At 36.0% G+C, this 17,965-nt stretch carries 12 protein-coding genes, 10 tRNA genes and 1 pseudogene; 8 read left to right on the plus strand and 15 right to left on the minus strand.

The window, feature by feature from the left end; genetic code table 11:
* Window positions 1–109 precede the first annotated feature (109 nt).
* A complete protein-coding gene (gene fadL, locus JEP36_RS02290; protein ID WP_198629834.1) occupies window positions 110–1,465 on the plus strand; it encodes a long-chain fatty acid transporter FadL in 1,356 nt (451 codons plus the stop codon).
* A 78-nt stretch (window positions 1,466–1,543) separates the two neighbouring features.
* Here fadL and mlaA read toward each other — a convergent pair whose 3' ends face one another.
* From mlaA to JEP36_RS02315, 5 genes are all read right to left on the minus strand, one after another.
* The gene (gene mlaA, locus JEP36_RS02295) at window positions 1,544–2,281 is read right to left on the minus strand and encodes a phospholipid-binding lipoprotein MlaA (RefSeq protein WP_109370934.1); all 738 of its coding nucleotides are present in this window, start codon (window positions 2,279–2,281) and stop codon (window positions 1,544–1,546) included.
* A gap of 208 nt (window positions 2,282–2,489) precedes the next feature.
* The gene (locus JEP36_RS02300; RefSeq protein WP_198625805.1) at window positions 2,490–2,684 is read right to left on the minus strand and encodes a hypothetical protein; all 195 of its coding nucleotides are present in this window, start codon (window positions 2,682–2,684) and stop codon (window positions 2,490–2,492) included.
* A gap of 224 nt (window positions 2,685–2,908) precedes the next feature.
* Window positions 2,909–3,205 carry a fused DSP-PTPase phosphatase/NAD kinase-like protein gene (locus JEP36_RS02305; protein ID WP_198619747.1) on the minus strand — a complete coding sequence of 99 codons (297 nt, stop codon included), beginning with the start codon at window positions 3,203–3,205 and terminating at the stop codon, window positions 2,909–2,911.
* A gap of 188 nt (window positions 3,206–3,393) precedes the next feature.
* Window positions 3,394–3,468, minus strand: a tRNA-Arg gene (locus JEP36_RS02310).
* A 196-nt stretch (window positions 3,469–3,664) separates the two neighbouring features.
* Complete coding sequence (locus JEP36_RS02315; protein WP_109370937.1) at window positions 3,665–4,441, minus strand: AraC family transcriptional regulator; 777 nt, start codon at window positions 4,439–4,441, stop codon at window positions 3,665–3,667.
* A gap of 104 nt (window positions 4,442–4,545) precedes the next feature.
* Here JEP36_RS02315 and JEP36_RS02320 point away from each other — a divergent pair, with 104 nt between their 5' ends.
* The 4 genes and pseudogenes from JEP36_RS02320 (at window position 4,546) to phsC (ending at window position 9,872) form a co-directional block, all read left to right on the plus strand.
* Window positions 4,546–5,349, plus strand: coding sequence for a sulfite exporter TauE/SafE family protein (locus JEP36_RS02320; RefSeq protein ID WP_198629835.1), 804 nt, complete (start codon window positions 4,546–4,548; stop codon window positions 5,347–5,349).
* An 879-nt stretch (window positions 5,350–6,228) separates the two neighbouring features.
* Window positions 6,229–8,503, plus strand: a pseudogene (gene phsA / locus JEP36_RS02325) (thiosulfate reductase PhsA).
* 14 nt (window positions 8,504–8,517) lie between these two features.
* A complete protein-coding gene (locus JEP36_RS02330) occupies window positions 8,518–9,096 on the plus strand; it encodes a 4Fe-4S dicluster domain-containing protein (RefSeq protein ID WP_023581663.1) in 579 nt (192 codons plus the stop codon).
* Window positions 9,093–9,872, plus strand: coding sequence for a thiosulfate reductase cytochrome B subunit (gene phsC / locus JEP36_RS02335; protein ID WP_198625809.1), 780 nt, complete (start codon window positions 9,093–9,095; stop codon window positions 9,870–9,872). The genes JEP36_RS02330 and phsC overlap by 4 nt, the downstream gene beginning before the upstream one ends.
* A gap of 922 nt (window positions 9,873–10,794) precedes the next feature.
* Here phsC and JEP36_RS02340 read toward each other — a convergent pair.
* The 8 genes from JEP36_RS02340 to JEP36_RS02375 all read right to left on the minus strand — a co-directional run bounded on the left by JEP36_RS02340 (window position 10,795) and on the right by JEP36_RS02375 (window position 14,040).
* On the minus strand, window positions 10,795–11,097 hold the full coding sequence (locus JEP36_RS02340) for a helix-turn-helix domain-containing protein (RefSeq protein ID WP_196533856.1): 303 nt from the start codon (window positions 11,095–11,097) through the stop codon (window positions 10,795–10,797).
* A gap of 2,195 nt (window positions 11,098–13,292) precedes the next feature.
* Window positions 13,293–13,368 (minus strand) — tRNA-Val (locus tag JEP36_RS02345).
* 14 nt (window positions 13,369–13,382) lie between these two features.
* Window positions 13,383–13,458: transfer RNA gene (locus tag JEP36_RS02350), tRNA-Lys, on the minus strand.
* 40 nt (window positions 13,459–13,498) lie between these two features.
* Window positions 13,499–13,574, minus strand: a tRNA-Lys gene (locus tag JEP36_RS02355).
* 38 nt (window positions 13,575–13,612) lie between these two features.
* Window positions 13,613–13,688, minus strand: a tRNA-Lys gene (locus JEP36_RS02360).
* A gap of 41 nt (window positions 13,689–13,729) precedes the next feature.
* A tRNA-Val gene (locus tag JEP36_RS02365) sits at window positions 13,730–13,805 on the minus strand.
* A 43-nt stretch (window positions 13,806–13,848) separates the two neighbouring features.
* Window positions 13,849–13,924 (minus strand) — tRNA-Val (locus JEP36_RS02370).
* 40 nt (window positions 13,925–13,964) lie between these two features.
* Window positions 13,965–14,040: transfer RNA gene (locus JEP36_RS02375), tRNA-Val, on the minus strand.
* 321 nt (window positions 14,041–14,361) lie between these two features.
* Here JEP36_RS02375 and gltX point away from each other — a divergent pair.
* The 3 genes from gltX to JEP36_RS02390 all read left to right on the plus strand — a co-directional run bounded on the left by gltX (window position 14,362) and on the right by JEP36_RS02390 (window position 16,116).
* The gene (gltX, locus tag JEP36_RS02380; RefSeq protein ID WP_109370941.1) at window positions 14,362–15,780 is read left to right on the plus strand and encodes a glutamate--tRNA ligase; all 1,419 of its coding nucleotides are present in this window, start codon (window positions 14,362–14,364) and stop codon (window positions 15,778–15,780) included.
* A gap of 157 nt (window positions 15,781–15,937) precedes the next feature.
* Window positions 15,938–16,013 (plus strand) — tRNA-Ala (locus JEP36_RS02385).
* 27 nt (window positions 16,014–16,040) lie between these two features.
* Window positions 16,041–16,116 (plus strand) — tRNA-Ala (locus JEP36_RS02390).
* A gap of 261 nt (window positions 16,117–16,377) precedes the next feature.
* On the opposite strand, the gene JEP36_RS02395 is transcribed toward JEP36_RS02390, so the two are convergent.
* Together JEP36_RS02395 and JEP36_RS02400 are read right to left on the minus strand one after the other, a co-directional pair.
* Window positions 16,378–16,593, minus strand: a complete 216-nt coding sequence (locus tag JEP36_RS02395) for a DUF3820 family protein (protein ID WP_023581656.1) — start codon at window positions 16,591–16,593, stop codon at window positions 16,378–16,380.
* 166 nt (window positions 16,594–16,759) lie between these two features.
* Window positions 16,760–17,944 carry a NupC/NupG family nucleoside CNT transporter gene (locus JEP36_RS02400; protein WP_099073755.1) on the minus strand — a complete coding sequence of 395 codons (1,185 nt, stop codon included), beginning with the start codon at window positions 17,942–17,944 and terminating at the stop codon, window positions 16,760–16,762.
* Window positions 17,945–17,965: the final 21 nt, after the last annotated feature.

Raw genomic sequence — 17,965 nt, forward strand, 5'->3', positions numbered from 1 at the left:
CCTTTATACTTAATCAACTGGTCTGATTTGTCATAACGACAACCGCACCTAAAATCCAGCGCTTCTAATCAGAAGTTACTAACTTAAAAAAATTATGAGGGTTTAGGTCATGAACCGTAAAAACCTGTTTACTCGCACAGCACTAGCTGCCATTGTAGGAGCAATCTCCTCTCAAGCAGGCGCTGCCGGTTTTCAGTTAAATGAATATTCAACTTCAGCACTAGGGCGTGCATTTTCAGGGGAAGGCGTTATTGCCGATGACGCAAGCGTAGGTAGCCGAAACCCAGCTGCACTGACTATGTTTGATCGCCCCGAATTTTCTGTCGGTGCTATTCTCATTAACCCAGGCGTTGATGTTAAAGGTAAATCACCTCTTACAGGTACTGATACCACTGCAAAAGATATCGCACCAAGTGCATTAGTACCTAATATCCACTTTGTAGCACCCATCAATGATAAATGGGCCATTGGCGCATCAGGTACAACAAACTTTGGTTTAGCGACAGATTTCCCTAACGATTATCCTGCAGGACTTATCGGCGGTAAAACTGATCTGAAAACCATGAACTTAAACTTAAGTGCAGGTTACCGTGTAAATAACCAATTTAGTGTAGGTTTAGGGTTAAATGCTCTTTACGCTGATGCGGAAATTACTCGTCATGTTGGTGAAGCGGGTAAAGTGTTAGGTGGCGCATTATCTCAAAAGCCTGGCATGGAACAATTAGGTGGTTATTTATCAAGCTTATCTCCTAGCGATCGCTTTGCTCAGTTAAAAGGTGATGCATGGGGCTTTGGCTGGAACGCAGGTCTATTATACGAATTTGATGAAGGTAACCGCATTAGCTTCACTTATCGCTCTAAAGTAAAAGTGAAATTTAAAGACGGTGAATATCAAAGTGATTTGCGCTCTATTCCACAACTCGAAGGAATGGGAATTGTCGGCACTAACGGAGAAACCATTAAAGGTAAGCTGGATCTTAACCTACCTGAAATTTGGGAATTTGCGGCCTATCACCGTGTTGCACCAAAATGGGCTGTTCACTATAACTTCGCTTACACCAGTTGGAGTGCGTTTGAAGAGTTAAGAGCAACACGTAAGAGCGATGGTCAACAACTGTTTAAGAAAGAAGAAGGCTTCCGTGATGCATGGCGTGTGGCTTTAGGTACAACCTATTATCACGATGATAACTGGACATTCCGTACCGGTATTGCCTTTGATGATAGCCCAGTTCCCGCTGATAAACGTTCTATTTCCATTCCAGACCAAGATCGCTTCTGGTTAAGTGCTGGTACAACTTACGCATTTAATAAAGATATGTCTGTTGATGTGGGCTTAGCGTATATGCACGGTAAAAAAGTCACAATCAAAGAGAAATTATCTGAAGATTTACCATTGCCTGCTTATGAATTTGAATCATCAGGTAAAGCATGGTTATACGGTATGAACTTTAACTACCGTTTTTAATTTCCACTGTATTTTTATACAAAAAATGGTCTTTTTTAAGACCATTTTTTTATTTATACATAAAACTAACAGCAAAGGTTAGTCAATGGAATCTAAGTCATCTTCGATGGCTTTCGCATTAGGGTTTTCTTTTACTGTACCCGCTTGGAAGTCATTACTTTGGAAATAGGCTTCACGCATCATTAGATAAGGATCAGACGAGTTTTGTAAAATTGCATCAGAGTCGAGCAATTGTGCTCGTGTTTCAATGCCTTCTAATGCCCATTTACCCGCCGACATCCAAAATGTTAAATAGCTCAGCATAGGATACGTTAAATCAGCCCAATCACCACCTTCTTCACGGACAGTAAAGCTACCATAGCCCGGAACAACAACATAAGGGCCATAATCCATACCATAATGCCCTAATGTGCTACCAAATCGCATTGGGACTTCTTTTTCCATCGTCTCTTTAGACATGCCAGCAACATCTATTAAACCGCCCATACCAAAAACGGTATTAATCCAGAAACGACCAAAATGTTTTGCACCTTTTTCAAAGTCACCACGCAATACGCTGTTTACCATACTTGCAGGCTCTTCTAAATTACCTAAAAAGTTAGATAAGCCATTTCTTGCTGGTGGTGGCACATAATCACGCCAAACAACGGCAACTGGACGTAAGATATAGGGGTCTAAAACATAGTAGTTAAAATCAAACATCTGGCGGTTAAACCCTTCTAATGGGTCAGAGCGCCCCTCCCCATTATTAGGGGTACTTGCACATCCTGAAAGTAAGGCGACTGAAAGAGCAACACCGCACAGGCGATACTTCATAATGTTCTCCGCTAATTATCTTATGATGAGCAGCATCATAGTTCGCATATTCATAAACTCTACACATAATACTGTCAATGCATGATAAGTGGTACTTTTATTAGGTTTTGATCTTATAAGATAATTCGGGTTTTGTGATTACCTTATCGAGCTGATTTAAAATATTAGCCCAATATTATTAGGCTAATATAAAAATACATGGTGTGATTTAATTATATTCTTTTATCGCTAATAGCTCTTCTGGATCTAAGTATGAAAAATGCTTTTTTAGTGAGGGCTTACCAGAAATATGAAAATCATCTTTAACCACTAACGTGCCATTTTCAGTATAAAAATTCACTAAATACTCAAGATTTTCGTCAGTAACAGCTTGGTCTGCATTGGTTATTAATTGCGTTAGCAATTGGGTATATTGTTCCAATTCTTCAGTAGTGAAAATTTTCCTCTCCTTATCTTTAAGCCAGATAAGGAATTTAAATAAAAAAAACGCTCATCAGGAGAGTTCTTAAATACAATCAATTACCACCACTAAGTGATGGTAATAATAATTGCTGGAAAAGTTGTATAATATGACATAAAAATAAACCTTATAAATAGACTAAATAAAATCTAGCAGTAATTTATTTTTTAAACAAAAAATACAGGATCAGACGTGCTATTTATTTTACGCAATATCTCAATAACGTCCTTATCAGTAATTCTATTAGCGTTCATTTTTACTTGGAAGGTTTCTAATTGTGTCCCTTTTGCATCATCACTATCACTATGATATTCGCGTAAGTTAATAATCGTTTTGATGCCTTGGGCTTCTAACCATTTCATTTCACCCGGTGTTGGCTGTCCTGAACGATAAACTTTTTCTGAAACTTGATAGAAATTTTCAGGAGGTACAAGAATATCAATTAGCCTAGAGTTACACCCCACCAGTAGAAAAAAATAAGTAATAAATAAAAATTACAGATATCGAATATCATTAATTGATTTTATGTCCATATAAAAACCTAAATATATTATTGGTGATTGAACGAAGAAGTAAAACAAGGGTGATAATAGCGTGAACTGATAAACACTGCTCTAGGAATAATATTTAAATTTACAGGATGGGTAATAGATGGCGTTCCCTACAGGGATCGAACCTGTAACTAGCCCTTAGGAGGGGCTTGTTATATCCATTTAACTAAGGGAACATACGTAATAAAATTAAGTACAACTTATGGACGGGCTATATTCTACCCCCCTCACTCTCTATTAATCAAGTTTTAACGCACTGATATTGGAAGGAATTTTTTTGTTTCTTTTTTGAACAATGTAATTTGGCTTAAAAACCATCTGATAAATATCAGCATCAATGATTATGGTTTGTTCTTATATATGTCTGTTCTATTAAAACTCTTTCAGTTGTTTTAAAAACAATTTCGGTGAATATCCCATCTCTTTATTAAACATCGCACTAAAGGCGCTCGGATTTTCATAACCCAGTTCTAAAGCAACTTCAGTAACTGAATCACCTCTCTTTAAAGCGGTTAACGCATACATTAAACACGCTTTTTGACGCCAGTCTCGAAAAGAAAGACCCGTTTCTTTATGAAAAAGACGGGTAAAAGTACGTAGGCTCTTATTTAATTTTTCAGCCCACATTTCTGGTGTCGTGCGAATATTAGGTTGTGACATAAATTCAGTACACAATTCATCTAATAAAGCATGTTGCGGTAATGGTGTAAAATAAGGCAATGGCTTAGCATGAGCTAATTCATGACAAAGCAAAGTCAATAATGCACTATCTCGTCCACCTAAATCATAAAGTAAAGGAAGTTCATTGGCCGAAAGTAATAGCTGATGAAGCAGAGGGGAAACTTGTAAAACCTCACAATATTCTGAGTGACGAGGGATTTTATTAGGCTCAATATAGAGACTATAAGTACTACTCCCCAACATCAGCACTTGATGTACCTTTTCTGCTGGGATCCACACGCCACTGTAAGGTAATACAATCCATTGACCATCTTCTGTTTTAACTTTCATTACCCCATTAGGGGCATATAAAAATTGAGCTCGTCGATGATGGTGAGCTTCAAGTAATGTGTCATAAGGATAATCAGAGCCTAATGCTAAAATATCACGAGGAAGGTTATCCACACTGTTGATATCGATATTACGCATAATATTTAAATTGTCCTAAATTCGTATAAACTTGTCATTATCGCGTGGGTAAGCCATCATTTTATTCTATATTGTTAATCTCCTGACTCAACAGGAGATTTGAAATGACACTCTGGCTGATTTCTTTTGGTTTAATTTCAGGCATCACAACATGGTTATTTGGCTTTGGCGGTGGCTTTGTCACTGTTCCCTTACTCTATACACTTATTCTTACACTCTGGGGAATAGGCAGTTTACCTGCTGAACATGCTATGCAAATCGCAGTTGCTACCTCTGCATTAATTATGTTGTTTTCTGCGACAGTCACAACCATTAAACACCATAAGGCCAAAAGGCTTGATTGGAATATCATGTTCATTTTGTTTATTGGTATCGCTTTTGGTGGGATCTTAGGTGCTCTTCTCGCCTTAACAGTTGAAGGTGTGTGGATCAAATGGATCTTTATTGGTTATCTTTTTGTCACTATATTAGACTGCTATTTTCGCCCCGGTTTTATGGCTCCTACTCACAACTCAAAAAAAGTGACCAAAGCAAAAGAAAGCATTAATGGTACAGTAATTGGTATTATTGCCGCTTTTCTAGGGGTTGGTGGAAGTGTGATGACAGTACCTTTATTGCGCCGTAGAGGAACACCAATGGCACAATCAGCAGCAATCGCCAATGCATTAACCTTACCTTTAGCACTCACTGCAACATTCACTTATGTCGCCCTCTCTTTTACGTCACCTTTAAATAGTGAATCTGGTTTTATTGGTTATATTTGGCTAAAAGCTGCACTTATTCTGATTTGTAGCACTTGGGTTGGCTTGAAGATCTCTGAACGCTTTTTATCTCGTATTCCCGACAAATGGCATGCAAGAGTCTATCCTCTGTTACTGAGTCTTGTTTTGATTGTCATGCTGTTTTAAATCCTTTCTTCTATGAAGAGACAAAGGCAATAAATAACGAAAAAAACAATAATGGCTACACATAAAATAGTGGCAAATGGTGGTTTTGAGTGTTCAAAAAATCGCCATTTTTTAACATTTCACCTTATCTTTTTCCTACGCACCTTCACTTAGCATTAATGATATTAAGACACATAAAACAAAAAATATCTCTTTTTGACAATCACGATACAGTTCCATAACTATTAATATCATTAATTAATATTTAAACATAATGAACAATAATTTATAAATTGTCTCGTATTTAGCATCAGTTTGTTCACGTTTTACTGAGCCTTTTTTGTATTATTAATCACCAATTTATTTTTCTTTTTTATTTGTATTTATCATCAAAATAATAAGTTAGCTGTTTTTCAAAAGAAAATAATTTAAGAAGAAACTGGATTTAAACAAAATAAAAAATATTATTTATTCTGATTTTTAAATAACAAATTAATTACAATATAACGAATTTTCGATATATAAATAATTATATATCGATAGGCTTTTTTGTCAAATTTAAATTATTATTAATCATATATTTTAAATACACTTTAATAAAATAGATTGATAATATAAGCTAGTGAATTTAAAAGAACAATCTACAACTGTTATATCCCTTAAAATCTCCTATTTCTTCTCCAAACTTTTATAATAGTATCCAATGGAGGAAAATAATTATCATTTGATTTTGTCTATTTTAGTTAAATTATTTAGTGACATTTATTAACGTCTTATTCTCTATTATTTATTATTTACAACCAAGTCATCACTTATGGATTAATAAAATGGAGACGCCTTCAAATATTTATTTAACTGTCTGTATATAATATTTAGCTATAAGAAGAAACTGGAGGTTATATGAGTATTAGTCGTCGTTCTTTTATTAAGGGGATGGGAATAGGATGTGTGGGTTGTACCGTGAGTAGTTTACCACCAGGTGCACTTGCATTTAATCCTGTAGATTCTCTTAAGGGTCAGTCAAAATTAACACCTAGCCTGTGTGAAATGTGTTCTTATCGTTGTCCGATAGAAGCTCAGGTTGTTAACAACAAGACCGTTTTTATCCAAGGAAATAGAAATGCGGAACACCAAAGTAGCCGAGTTTGTGCAAGAGGTGGAAGTGGCGTTAGCCTAGTTAATGATCCAAATCGGATTGTCAAACCCATGAAACACAAAGGCCCTAGAGGTGCTGGTGAATGGGAAGTAATAAGCTGGGAACAAGCTTATCAAGAAATTGCAGAAAAAATGAATGCCATAAAACAAAATTATGGTGCAGAAAGTATCTCTTTTTCATCTAAATCAGGTTCACTCTCTTCTCACCTTTTCCATTTGGCAGCCGCATTTGGTTCACCGAACACCTTTACACACGCATCGACTTGCCCTGCGGGTAAAGCCATTGCAGCATCAGTGATGATGGGTGGCGATCTTGCGATGGATTTAGCAAAAGTATATTATCTCTTTCGGTCATAACCTTTATGAAGGTATTGAAGTCTCTGAAACACACGAACTAATGAACGCCCAAGAGCGTGGTGCAAAACTAGTCAGTTTTGATCCTCGTTTATCTGTCGTTTCAAGTAAAGCAGATGAGTGGTTCGCAATCCGCCCTGGCGGGGATTTACCTGTTTTAATGGCAATGAGCCATATTCTTATTAAAGAAGATCTTTACGATAAAGATTTTATTGAGAAATTTACCGTTGGCTTCCCACAATTAAAAGACGTTTTACAAGATACAACACCTGAATGGGCTCAAGCACATTCTGATGTTCCCGCTGAAGATATTGTTCGTATCACACGCGAAATAGCAGCAAAAGCACCTCATGCACTGATTATGCCTGGTCACCGCGCAACCTTTAATAAAGAAGAAATCAATATGCGCAGAATGATCTTCACCCTCAATGCCTTACTCGGCAATATTGAACGTGAAGGCGGTATGTATCAGAAAAAAGCAGCTTCAAAATATAATAAATTAGCAGGCATTAATGTTGCTCCTGAATTAGCGAAACCAAGCGTTAAAGGTATGCCTGAAATTACCGCAAAACGCATTGATGCAACAGCACCTCAGTTCAAATACATCAATAAAGGTGGTGGTATTGTTCAGTCCATTATTGATTCAACTTTAGAAGGTGTGCCGTATCAAACAAGAGCATGGATTATGTCTCGTCATAATCCATTCCAAACGGTCAGTTGTCGTCCAGAGTTGGAAAAAGCAGCACAGAAATTAGATTTAATTGTTAGCTGTGATGTGTATTTAAGTGAAAGTGCTGCTTATGCAGATTATCTGTTACCTGAAACCACTTATTTAGAGCGTGATGAAGAGATTTCTGATGTTTCAGGGCTAAATCCTGCTTATGCCTTACGCCAGCAAGTTGTTGAACCTATTGGCGATACAAAACCAAGCTGGTTAATTTGGATGGAACTAGGTAAAAAATTAGGTCTAAGCCAATATTTTCCTTGGGAAAATATGGGAGTTCGTCAGTTGTATCAAGTTAATGGCGATGAGGCACTGTATAAAGAAATCCATAAAAAAGGCTATTTATCTTATGGTATTCCATTGCTATTACGTGAACCTACCTATGTTAAAGCGTTCGTAGAACAATATCCTGATGCGATTAAGCATGTTGATGACAATGATATGATGGAAAAAGCTCTCTCATTTAAATCACCAAGTGGCTTAATTGAAATTTACTCTGAAGAATTAGAAAGCCGTTTAGAAAACTATGGTATTCCACGCTTCCACAACTTCCCATTAAAAGAAAAAGACGAGCTTTATTTTATCCAAGGTAAAGTCGCCGTTCATACTAATGGTGCAACACAATACGTACCATTATTAGCTGAATTAATGTGGGAAAACCCAGTTTGGCTACACCCTGAAACAGCTAAAAATCATGGAATTAAACATGGTGATGAAATCATTCTGGAAAACAGTATAGGCAAAGAAAAAGCACATGCTTTGATCACTGAAGGCATTCGCCCTGACACCGTATTTGTTTATATGGGATCAGGTGCAAAAGCAGGTGCGAAAACAGCAGCGACTACAACAGGCGTTCACTGTGGCAACTTATTACCTCATGAAATTAGTCCTGTATCAGGTACTGATGTGCATACATCAGGTGTCAGAATTAGTCGGGCTTAAGGAAAAAAATAACGATGAACAATAATGATAAACAATTTGTCATGTTACATGATGAGAAACGTTGTATTGGCTGCCAAGCTTGTACTGTTGCGTGTAAAGTCATCAATGACATTCCAGAAGGATTTAGCCGACTTCAAGTCCAAATTCAAGGTCCTCATGACGACGAAGCGGGTAACCCACATTACCAATTTTTCCGTGTTTCTTGCCAGCATTGTGAGGATGCACCTTGTGTTTCTGTGTGTCCTACTGGTGCCTCTTTTATTGATGAGAATGGTATCGTTCAGGTGAAAAAAGAGCTGTGTATCGGCTGTGATTACTGTGTTGGTGCTTGTCCTTACCATGTTCGTTATATCAATCCAATGACGCATATCGCAGACAAATGCAACTTCTGTTCTGATACTCGATTAGCTGAGGGTGAATTACCTGCATGTGTATCAGTATGCCCAACAGATGCACTTGCTTTTGGTCGCATCGACTCACCTGAAATTCAGGCTTGGATCAAACAAAAATCCGTTTATCAATACCAATTAGATAATGTCGGAAAACCAAGTTTATTCCGTCGTAAAGAAATCCATCAGGGAGATAAAGCATGACTAGTATCTGGGGAGCAGAACTCCATTATACGCCAGATTATTGGCCTGTATGGTTAATGGCAGCTGGTTTATTAATCGTTGCTATGATAGCAGTATTAGTTATTCATGGCTTACTACGCTATGCCCTTGCACCAAAACACTCTGGTCATTATGAAGAAGAGCGAGTTTATTTATATTCTAAAGCAATTCGTTTTTGGCACTGGGGTAATGCTTTACTGTTTATCCTATTACTATTAAGCGGATTTTTAGGGCATTTCTCTATCGGAAATGTCACTTCAATGGTGCTATTACATAAGATCTGTGGTTTTGTACTTATCGCGTTCTGGATTAGTTTTATTTTTATCAATCTAACAACCAGTAACGGTGTGCATTACAAAGTAAGATTTAGCGGATTAATTGGTCGTTGTATCAAACAAGCTCGCTTTTATCTTTACGGTATAATGAAAGGTGAACCACATCCTTTCGCAGCAACTGAAACTGATAAATTTAACCCACTTCAGCAACTCGCTTACTTAGGTGTGATGTTTGGTTTAGTGCCACTGTTACTTGTTACTGGATTATTATGTTTATATCCTGAAGTCCTCGGTTATGGCTATTGGATGCTAAAAGCACACTTAGTATTAGGAATAGTGGCATTAATGTTTATTTGTGCACACTTCTACTTATGCACACTGGGTGATACTTTCACTCAAACATTCCGTAGCATGATCGATGGTCATCACCGTCACCAGAAACATGATGATCATGGTTCCATAGCAGAAAAAACAGAGCATTAATTTCTCAATATTCCTTCTGTTACGTTTCATTTCCTAAAATGCCCGTTTGAACGGGCATTTTTTTGATCTTAATTCAGAAATAATTTTATAGTTTTATTATTAGCAAATATATCATTTTATTTACATGTTATTCGGTGTATAGTCGGCGCCCACTTTCGCTATATAAATATTTATACAATGATATACATTGCATTTGCGATGGGTATCATGAAGATTGGCAAATGAGTGCAGCAATTGGTTATCAAACAGCTTATCGTGCTGGTGGATCAAATCATACCGAAAATGGATTAAGTCCTGCTGTCACATTAATGTTTAAACCTCTCAAAGACTAACTGTTACCGTCTCTTCATATTCACAGCGAAGAGGCAACAATAGCCCATCCCAATGTGATATTAACTACTATTATCCATAGATAGTCATTTAATGATAAATACTTAAATTTTGATCTAATAACGTATTTCCTCCAACGCACACATTTTGTCTTTATCATATTAAAATTCATTCTTTTTAAATTTATTGGTATAAAAGACATAAGTTATCCGTTTAATAGCTTCAAAAATGTTATCAGGAGGTGAAATCGTGGTGGGTAATATAAGAGGTAATTTTATGGGAAGCTTATTCTAAACAAGTATTAATTAGCTGTTTTTTCTCATACAAATAAATACGAGAATATATTTCTCTAAGTATGAAATTCTCAGTTCATTTGTAATAAAATTATTCTTTTTTTCTTAAAATTAAAAATTCTCATTCTCTATATACGTAAAATGCCCTAATAAGGGCATTGGTTTCATATAGAGGCTTTATTTCATCTATTAAGAAAATTCTTATTATTAACTAACCAGAGAGACACACTTACATATAAGAATTATCTTACTCAATTTAGTTATTCTAAAATGAGTTACTTTCTAATTTAAGAATATTATTAGAAGATAGAAAGAGCCTTGCTATCGAAATGAGCTGGAATATGTTGTTCATTACGCTCAGTTTCTTGAGCTATTCCACCTGTTACTTCTTCAAAGAAGCTACCAATATTAACGCCTAGTACTTCAAGTACTCTAACTAAGCAATCAATATCAATACGGTTTACACCACGCTCATAACGAAATAACTGTTGTTCACTAATATCAATCTCTTTTGCTAACTGAAATACAGTATAACCTTGAGATTTTCTTAATGACTTAATTTTTTGTCCAACTGCATAAGCGACTGGATACTTGCTACTCATAATATTGTTCTCGCTTTTCACTTTGATTGATATCTAATTTTATAATGGTGTGTTCCTGCGTAATAATATATAAAAATATATACTATCGAGGACACCTTTTTGTTTTAATAAAATATTATTTTTAGTAGATAAGAAATATTACAATTCATAACATGACTTATCATATGTAAATAATATACTACGCATTTAAACACTTTCAACTAGTCGAAAAAAGACAGTGCAAGCACAATGATTTACTCACACTAGTAAAGAATACCTAGGATAATGGTATATTTCCTTTATTTTCATGCATTTAAAATATTTTATTTATAAAATTACGCTTTTTTTCCCTTAAACTTTACTCATTAATTAGAATTATTATCTACTACAAGCTTAATTTAAAGTGCGATTGTTTGAATTGTGTAAAAATAAATCAACTTATATCAGTCTAATTTATTTAAAATAATAAATTAACCTCATAAAGGTAACGATTTTCTTATTTTTATTAAATAGCTTAAGCAATATCAATGAAATCTGATGAGTTTATAAAAAAGTCAATATTACACTTTAATTTCAATGAATTACATGCATTACATTGAAATATAGATATAAATCTCATTTTAAACATTTGTTAATTAATTTATATAAGCATAAACCCTTACTCTTTCAACTAAATATATTTCAAGATCCACAATTCTTTATTACTCCAGAATAAAAAATTATAGATTTAATTACGCATTTTTTTTGAATTTTTATTAATGAATAACTTATTTTAATTTTCAATTAGATTAAAAATCTTCTTTATGAAATAGAAAAAAGGTGAATGTTAATATAAATATTTTTGTTTTATCAGTAAGTTATTTGAAGATTATGCTTATTACCATAAAAACCATTCTTTTTATGAGCATAAAATACTATTCTTTCTTTTTCACTCAAATACCCGTATTTGATGCATTACAAAAATAGTGTAATCATCGCATCTTAAGCCAAATTAACGAGGGAATGAACTATTAAATATCGCCTTTAGCATGATCTAATTTTGTTAAAAAAAACAAAAATTAATCTTTTTACGTCCTAAGTAATCACACCTATTCCATATAAGAGTTATTCTTAGGGCAAAATAAACATTAATATTTTTATATAATTTATATTCCTACTAAATGCACAATTTTCTCCATTTTTCGTAAAAAATGAAATTAACCACTTCAGGACAAATCACTTAATGATGAAACAAGTGTTTTTTGCTTTATATCATTTACTATCCAGTTCATTATGATGAAAAAAATTGATAAATATCAAATTTTAAGATTAATTTATTTTAAATCATGGAGTTAAATAAGATATTCCGTTCTATCATATCTTTAAAAAAGAAGAATAAAGAAGATAAAACATCATTATATTTTATCTTTCTTCTTGTTAGCGCTATCCTATAGTTTATAAAAAGTAAGAAGTATTAACTATAAAGCCCTATTTTTATCTTTTAATCTTCTGAATTTTTTCTTAAAAAATGCGTGCCACATATTTTTCAATGCTGATTTAAAATGTTTTAACTTACTCATTTTATGAGAGATATTGCTCATAAAAAGTACTCAAATAATTTATAACCGTGTCTCTGAGGTTATTTAATTTTATTAATAAACTGAAAATGCCTATTTCTACGCCTAAAGAGAGTAGTTCTTTCTTTTTCAGTTAGAGTAATTTTTTTAATATTTTCGGCTCAAGATTTGAGCTCCACTCAAAAATAAATACATACTTTCTACTGAGCCCCCTCATCCCAAATGATTAACTTAACAATAGAAGAGTGATTTTCTTTTTAAGCGCCTCCACTTTAAATGATAAAAACATAACAGAATGTAAAAAAGCGTAATAAAGAAACCGACTAATGATCACTTTTCACAGAAAACACAATGCAATAGCAAGTTAAAACAGCCTTAGAAACGAATAGCACCAAAGGAACAAGATAAGCCGCTAAGTATTGCCTTGGGTATATGCCAATACAAGGATTAGGAAAGCATGTGAGTAAGGATATGCGGTCATGAACGGGGCATGTATGAGCAAGATGATAAAACAACAGATATAGAAAAAACAATTAAGGCTTAAAAGAATGCAACTAAACGGCAATAACACAGGTATTAAAAACAAAATAACTATTGTTGCTTGTTTTTGAGAAGTACTAGGGAGAACAAAGAAGAAATTATAACGAAGGAATAAAGAAGTGGTGGGCGGTATTGGGCTCGAACCAACGACCTCCTCCTTGTAAGGGAGATGCTCTACCAACTGAGCTAACCGCCCGCTTTATTATTAAATGGTGGGTCGTGGGCGATTCGAACGCCCGACCAATTGATTAAAAGTCAACTGCTCTACCGACTGAGCTAACGACCCATTTAATAATTTTGCGTAAATCTGTAAGTAGCTTTGTGAATGGTGGGTCGTGGGCGATTCGAACGCCCGACCAATTGATTAAAAGTCAACTGCTCTACCGACTGAGCTAACGACCCGTCACAATGTTCACTACTTTATGTTGTATTTTTAGGAATGGTGGGTCGTGGGCGATTCGAACGCCCGACCAATTGATTAAAAGTCAACTGCTCTACCGACTGAGCTAACGACCCATACCTAACTGTGTGATATTGCGCGAAATAACCGGATGAAGTGGTGGGCGGTATTGGGCTCGAACCAACGACCTCCTCCTTGTAAGGGAGATGCTCTACCAACTGAGCTAACCGCCCACTTCATGATGACTAAATTCTCACTACCACGCTTTAATGTAATTGGTGGGCGGTATTGGGCTCGAACCAACGACCTCCTCCTTGTAAGGGAGATGCTCTACCAACTGAGCTAACCGCCCAATTACACTAAATCATACAACTTATCACAACGAAAAATAATGGTGGGCGGTATTGGGCTCGAACCAACGACCTCCTCCTTGTAAGGGAGATGCTCTACCAACTGAGCTAACCGCCCGTCGTGATGGGGTGCATTATAGGGATACTGCGCTATGAGTCAACGATTTTTATCAGTTTTTTATCGTGAAAATGATCGTTCGTTTTATTTTTAGTCAAGATGCTTTTTTTAGCACCATAAGTGACACAGCAATTAACCAAAGTAATCCTACGGATACTCTTCGTCAAACAAAAAATCATCAATTTGAAAAATTTATCTCTGTTAAAAGCTTAATGCCATTGAGGAATTAGCATCCAGTGATAAAATAAGGCAACCATTTCGTTTTTTTGATAATCACGATTACTTATCTATATATAAGTAAGACGTACAAAGGCAATCCCAATGAGTAAAATAAAAACCCGTTTTGCACCAAGTCCTACTGGCTATCTACATGTTGGTGGTGCGCGTACCGCACTTTATTCCTGGTTATATAGCCGTCACAATAAGGGCGAATTTGTACTGCGTATAGAAGACACCGACTTAGAACGCTCTACACAGCCAGCCATCGATGCAATCATGGACGGTATGAATTGGTTAAATCTGAATTGGGATGAAGGTCCTTATTATCAGACTAAACGCTTCGATCGCTATAACCAAGTGATTGATCAAATGTTATCTGCGGGTACTGCATACCGTTGCTATTGTTCTAAAGAGCGTTTAGAACAACTACGCGAAGATCAAATGGCGAAAGGTGAAAAACCTCGTTACGATGGTTGTTGCCGTGGCGGTAACCATAATCACAGCGCTGATGAGCCTCATGTTGTGCGTTTCTTAAACCCACAAGAAGGTTCTGTTATTTTTGATGACAAAATTCGTGGCCCGATAGAATTTAGTAACCAAGAGCTTGACGATCTGATTATTCGCCGTACTGATGGCTCTCCAACTTATAACTTCTGTGTTGTTATTGATGACTGGGATATGGAAATCACTCACGTCATTCGTGGTGAAGATCATATCAATAACACACCTCGCCAAATCAATATTCTCAAAGCATTAGGTGCGCCTGTACCTGAATATGCTCACGTATCAATGATTTTAGGTGACGATGGTAAAAAACTATCTAAACGTTATAACGCAGTCAGCGTAATGCAATATCGTGATGACGGCTATTTACCAGAAGCACTATTAAACTACTTAGTACGTTTAGGCTGGTCCCACGGTGACCAAGAGATCTTTACTATTGATGAAATGATTGAACACTTCACTTTAGAAGCTATCAGTAAATCAGCAAGTGCATTTAATACTGATAAATTACTTTGGTTAAACCATCATTACATCAATACACTGCCAGCAGAGAAAGTTGCAGTTCATTTAGATTGGCATATCAAACAACAAAATATTGATACCAGTAATGGTCCATCATTGGTTGAACTGATCAAATTATTAGGCGAACGTTGCAAAACATTAAAAGAGATGGCTGAAAGTTGCCATTACTTCTATGTTGATTTCGAAACCTTTGAAGAAGCTGCCGCGAAAAAACATTTACGCCCAGTAGCTCGTCAACCATTAGAAGTTGTTCGTGATAAGTTATCAGCAATTACAGAGTGGACGGCTGAAAATGTTCACCAAGCCATTCAAGATACTGCTGATGAATTAGAAGTGGGTATGGGTAAAGTGGGCATGCCATTACGAGTTGCTGTAACAGGTGCAGGTCAATCTCCTGGCTTAGATGTTACCGTTCACGCTATTGGTAAAACGCGTAGCATTGCACGTATTAATAAAGCATTAGACTTTATTACTGAAAGAGAAAACCAAGCTTAATTGCCACGTTAATCTTGCTTATTAAGAAAGATACATTCCTAAAATGGGGAATGTATCTTTTTTTTGTACTCTTTTTCAGCAATCAATAAATAATGTGAGATTAACTGATTGACAGTATTGTGCTTGTTGCCTATTATCAAGCCCGTTCCAGTATGTTGGGGCTATAGCTCAGTTGGGAGAGCGCTTGCATGGCATGCAAGAGGTCAGCGGTTCGATCCCGCTTAGCTCCACCAATATACTTCTAGAACAATCTAATATGTGGGGTTATAGCTCAGTTGGGAGAGCGCTTGCATGGCATGCAAGAGGTCAACGGTTCGATCCCGTTTAGCTCCACCAGAATTTTAAGATCCTGAAGAGAAATCTTCGGGATTTTTTGTTTTCTACTCCCTCTACTTTTTAATATTGCGGGTAAGCCCATATTCAAGCCATAAAAAATGAATGGCCTGATAATATTAACTTTAGTTAACATAATTCATGAGATGGCATATTTATGAAAAAGAGTGAATTAGAAAATGTATTGTCATTATTTATTGAATTAAGCCAAAAAATTATTAATGCATTACCACCTGAAAAATCAGGTATAAACAATAATTAGCATCACCGCTTTAATGGCTTTAATAACCCTTCTAGACCTTCAATTTTAATTGCTAAGGTCATCTCCATAAGTTGACCAAGCTTACCTTCAGGAAACTCGCCTTTCTTTGCAAACCACAATAAATATTCTTCAGGTAAATCAACCAACATACGCCCTTTGTACTTACCAAATGGCATTTGAGTGTTTGCTATATCGATAAGATGCTGTTTCTCTAGCATGTTTTCTACCACGTTGTCATTGAAGGAATAGAACCGATTATAGGGCAATTTAAAGATAAAAAAAGCAGTACCCAAAGGTACTGCTTTATTTTCTGTTACTTGATTAACAAGTGACGCTGTTTACATTGTTATTTTATTCACATGCTATCTGTTTTATCTTCAGAGATTAAACAAACAGACCTGCGATAGCGGCTGATAAGAAGCTTACTAATGTAGAGCCGAACAGTAATTTCAGACCGAAACGAGAAACAACGTTACCTTGTACTTCATTCAGACCTTTAATCGCACCTGCTACAATCCCGATTGAAGAGAAGTTAGCAAATGAGACTAAGAATACAGATAAGATCCCCACAGAGCGTGGTGTTAACTCAGAAGCGATATCTTGTAAGCTACCCATTGCAACGAATTCATTAGACACTAATTTTGTTGCCATCACACTACCAACACGTAATGCATCTTGTTCTGGCACACCAATTACCCATGCTAATGGATAGAAAACGTAACCTAAACAATCTTGGAAGCTGATACCAAAAATCATGCTGAAAATCGCATTCACAGCAGCGATTAATGCAATGAAACCAATCAACATTGCAGCAACGATTAATGCAACTTTGAAACCCGCTAAGATGTATTCACCTAACATCTCAAAGAAGCTTTGGCCTTCATGCAGACTACCCATTTGAATATCTTCTTCATTTTCAACAGAATATGGGTTAATCACAGAAAGAACGATAAATGTACTGAACATATTCAGTACCAGAGCAGCAACAACGTATTTTGGATCTAACATTGTCATGTATGCACCAACAATTGACATAGATACTGTCGACATTGCTGTTGCAGCCATAGTGTACATACGACGCTGAGACATTTTGCCTAATACATCTTTATAGGCAATAAAGTTCTCTGATTGGCCAAGAACCAGTGAGCTCACCGCGTTGAATGATTCCAGTTTCCCCATACCGTTCACTTTAGAAAGCACAGTACCGATAATGCGGATCACGAAAGGTAATACTTTGATATGTTGAAGAATACCAATTAATGCAGAAATAAAGATAATTGGACATAAAACATTCAAGAAGAAGAATGCTAAACCACCTTTCATCATGCCACCGAATACAAACTCAGTACCCTGTGCGGCGTAGCCTAATAAGTGATCAAATAATCCAGCGAAGCCACGAACAAAGCCTTCACCAACATCAGAGTTGAGGAAGAACCATGCTAATGCGATTTCAATAACTAATAACTGCACGATATAACGCAGACGGATCCCTTTGCGGTTGTTACTCGCAACGAATGCTAATGCGCCAATAACGGCGAGTGCTAAAACGAAGTGAATGATAGAGGACATGCATGCTCCAAAAATAAAAAT

The organism is Proteus sp. PR00208, from assembly GCF_016238545.1.
Classification (GTDB): Bacteria; Pseudomonadota; Gammaproteobacteria; order Enterobacterales; family Enterobacteriaceae; genus Proteus.

Excerpts from the sequence above, each read along its gene's own strand:
- JEP36_RS02320 (WP_198629835.1), top strand. The coding sequence starts at position 4,546 with ATGACACTCTGGCTGATTTCTTTTGGTTTAATTTCAGGCATCACAACA.
- JEP36_RS02400 (WP_099073755.1), bottom strand. The coding sequence starts at position 17,944 with ATGTCCTCTATCATTCACTTCGTTTTAGCACTCGCCGTTATTGGCGCA.
- JEP36_RS02330 (WP_023581663.1), top strand. The coding sequence starts at position 8,518 with ATGAACAATAATGATAAACAATTTGTCATGTTACATGATGAGAAACGT.
- JEP36_RS02395 (WP_023581656.1), bottom strand. The coding sequence starts at position 16,593 with ATGCTAGAGAAACAGCATCTTATCGATATAGCAAACACTCAAATGCCA.
- gltX (WP_109370941.1), top strand. The coding sequence starts at position 14,362 with ATGAGTAAAATAAAAACCCGTTTTGCACCAAGTCCTACTGGCTATCTA.
- mlaA (WP_109370934.1), bottom strand. The coding sequence starts at position 2,281 with ATGAAGTATCGCCTGTGCGGTGTTGCTCTTTCAGTCGCCTTACTTTCA.
- JEP36_RS02340 (WP_196533856.1), bottom strand. The coding sequence starts at position 11,097 with ATGAGTAGCAAGTATCCAGTCGCTTATGCAGTTGGACAAAAAATTAAG.
- fadL (WP_198629834.1), top strand. The coding sequence starts at position 110 with ATGAACCGTAAAAACCTGTTTACTCGCACAGCACTAGCTGCCATTGTA.
- JEP36_RS02315 (WP_109370937.1), bottom strand. The coding sequence starts at position 4,441 with ATGCGTAATATCGATATCAACAGTGTGGATAACCTTCCTCGTGATATT.
- phsC (WP_198625809.1), top strand. The coding sequence starts at position 9,093 with ATGACTAGTATCTGGGGAGCAGAACTCCATTATACGCCAGATTATTGG.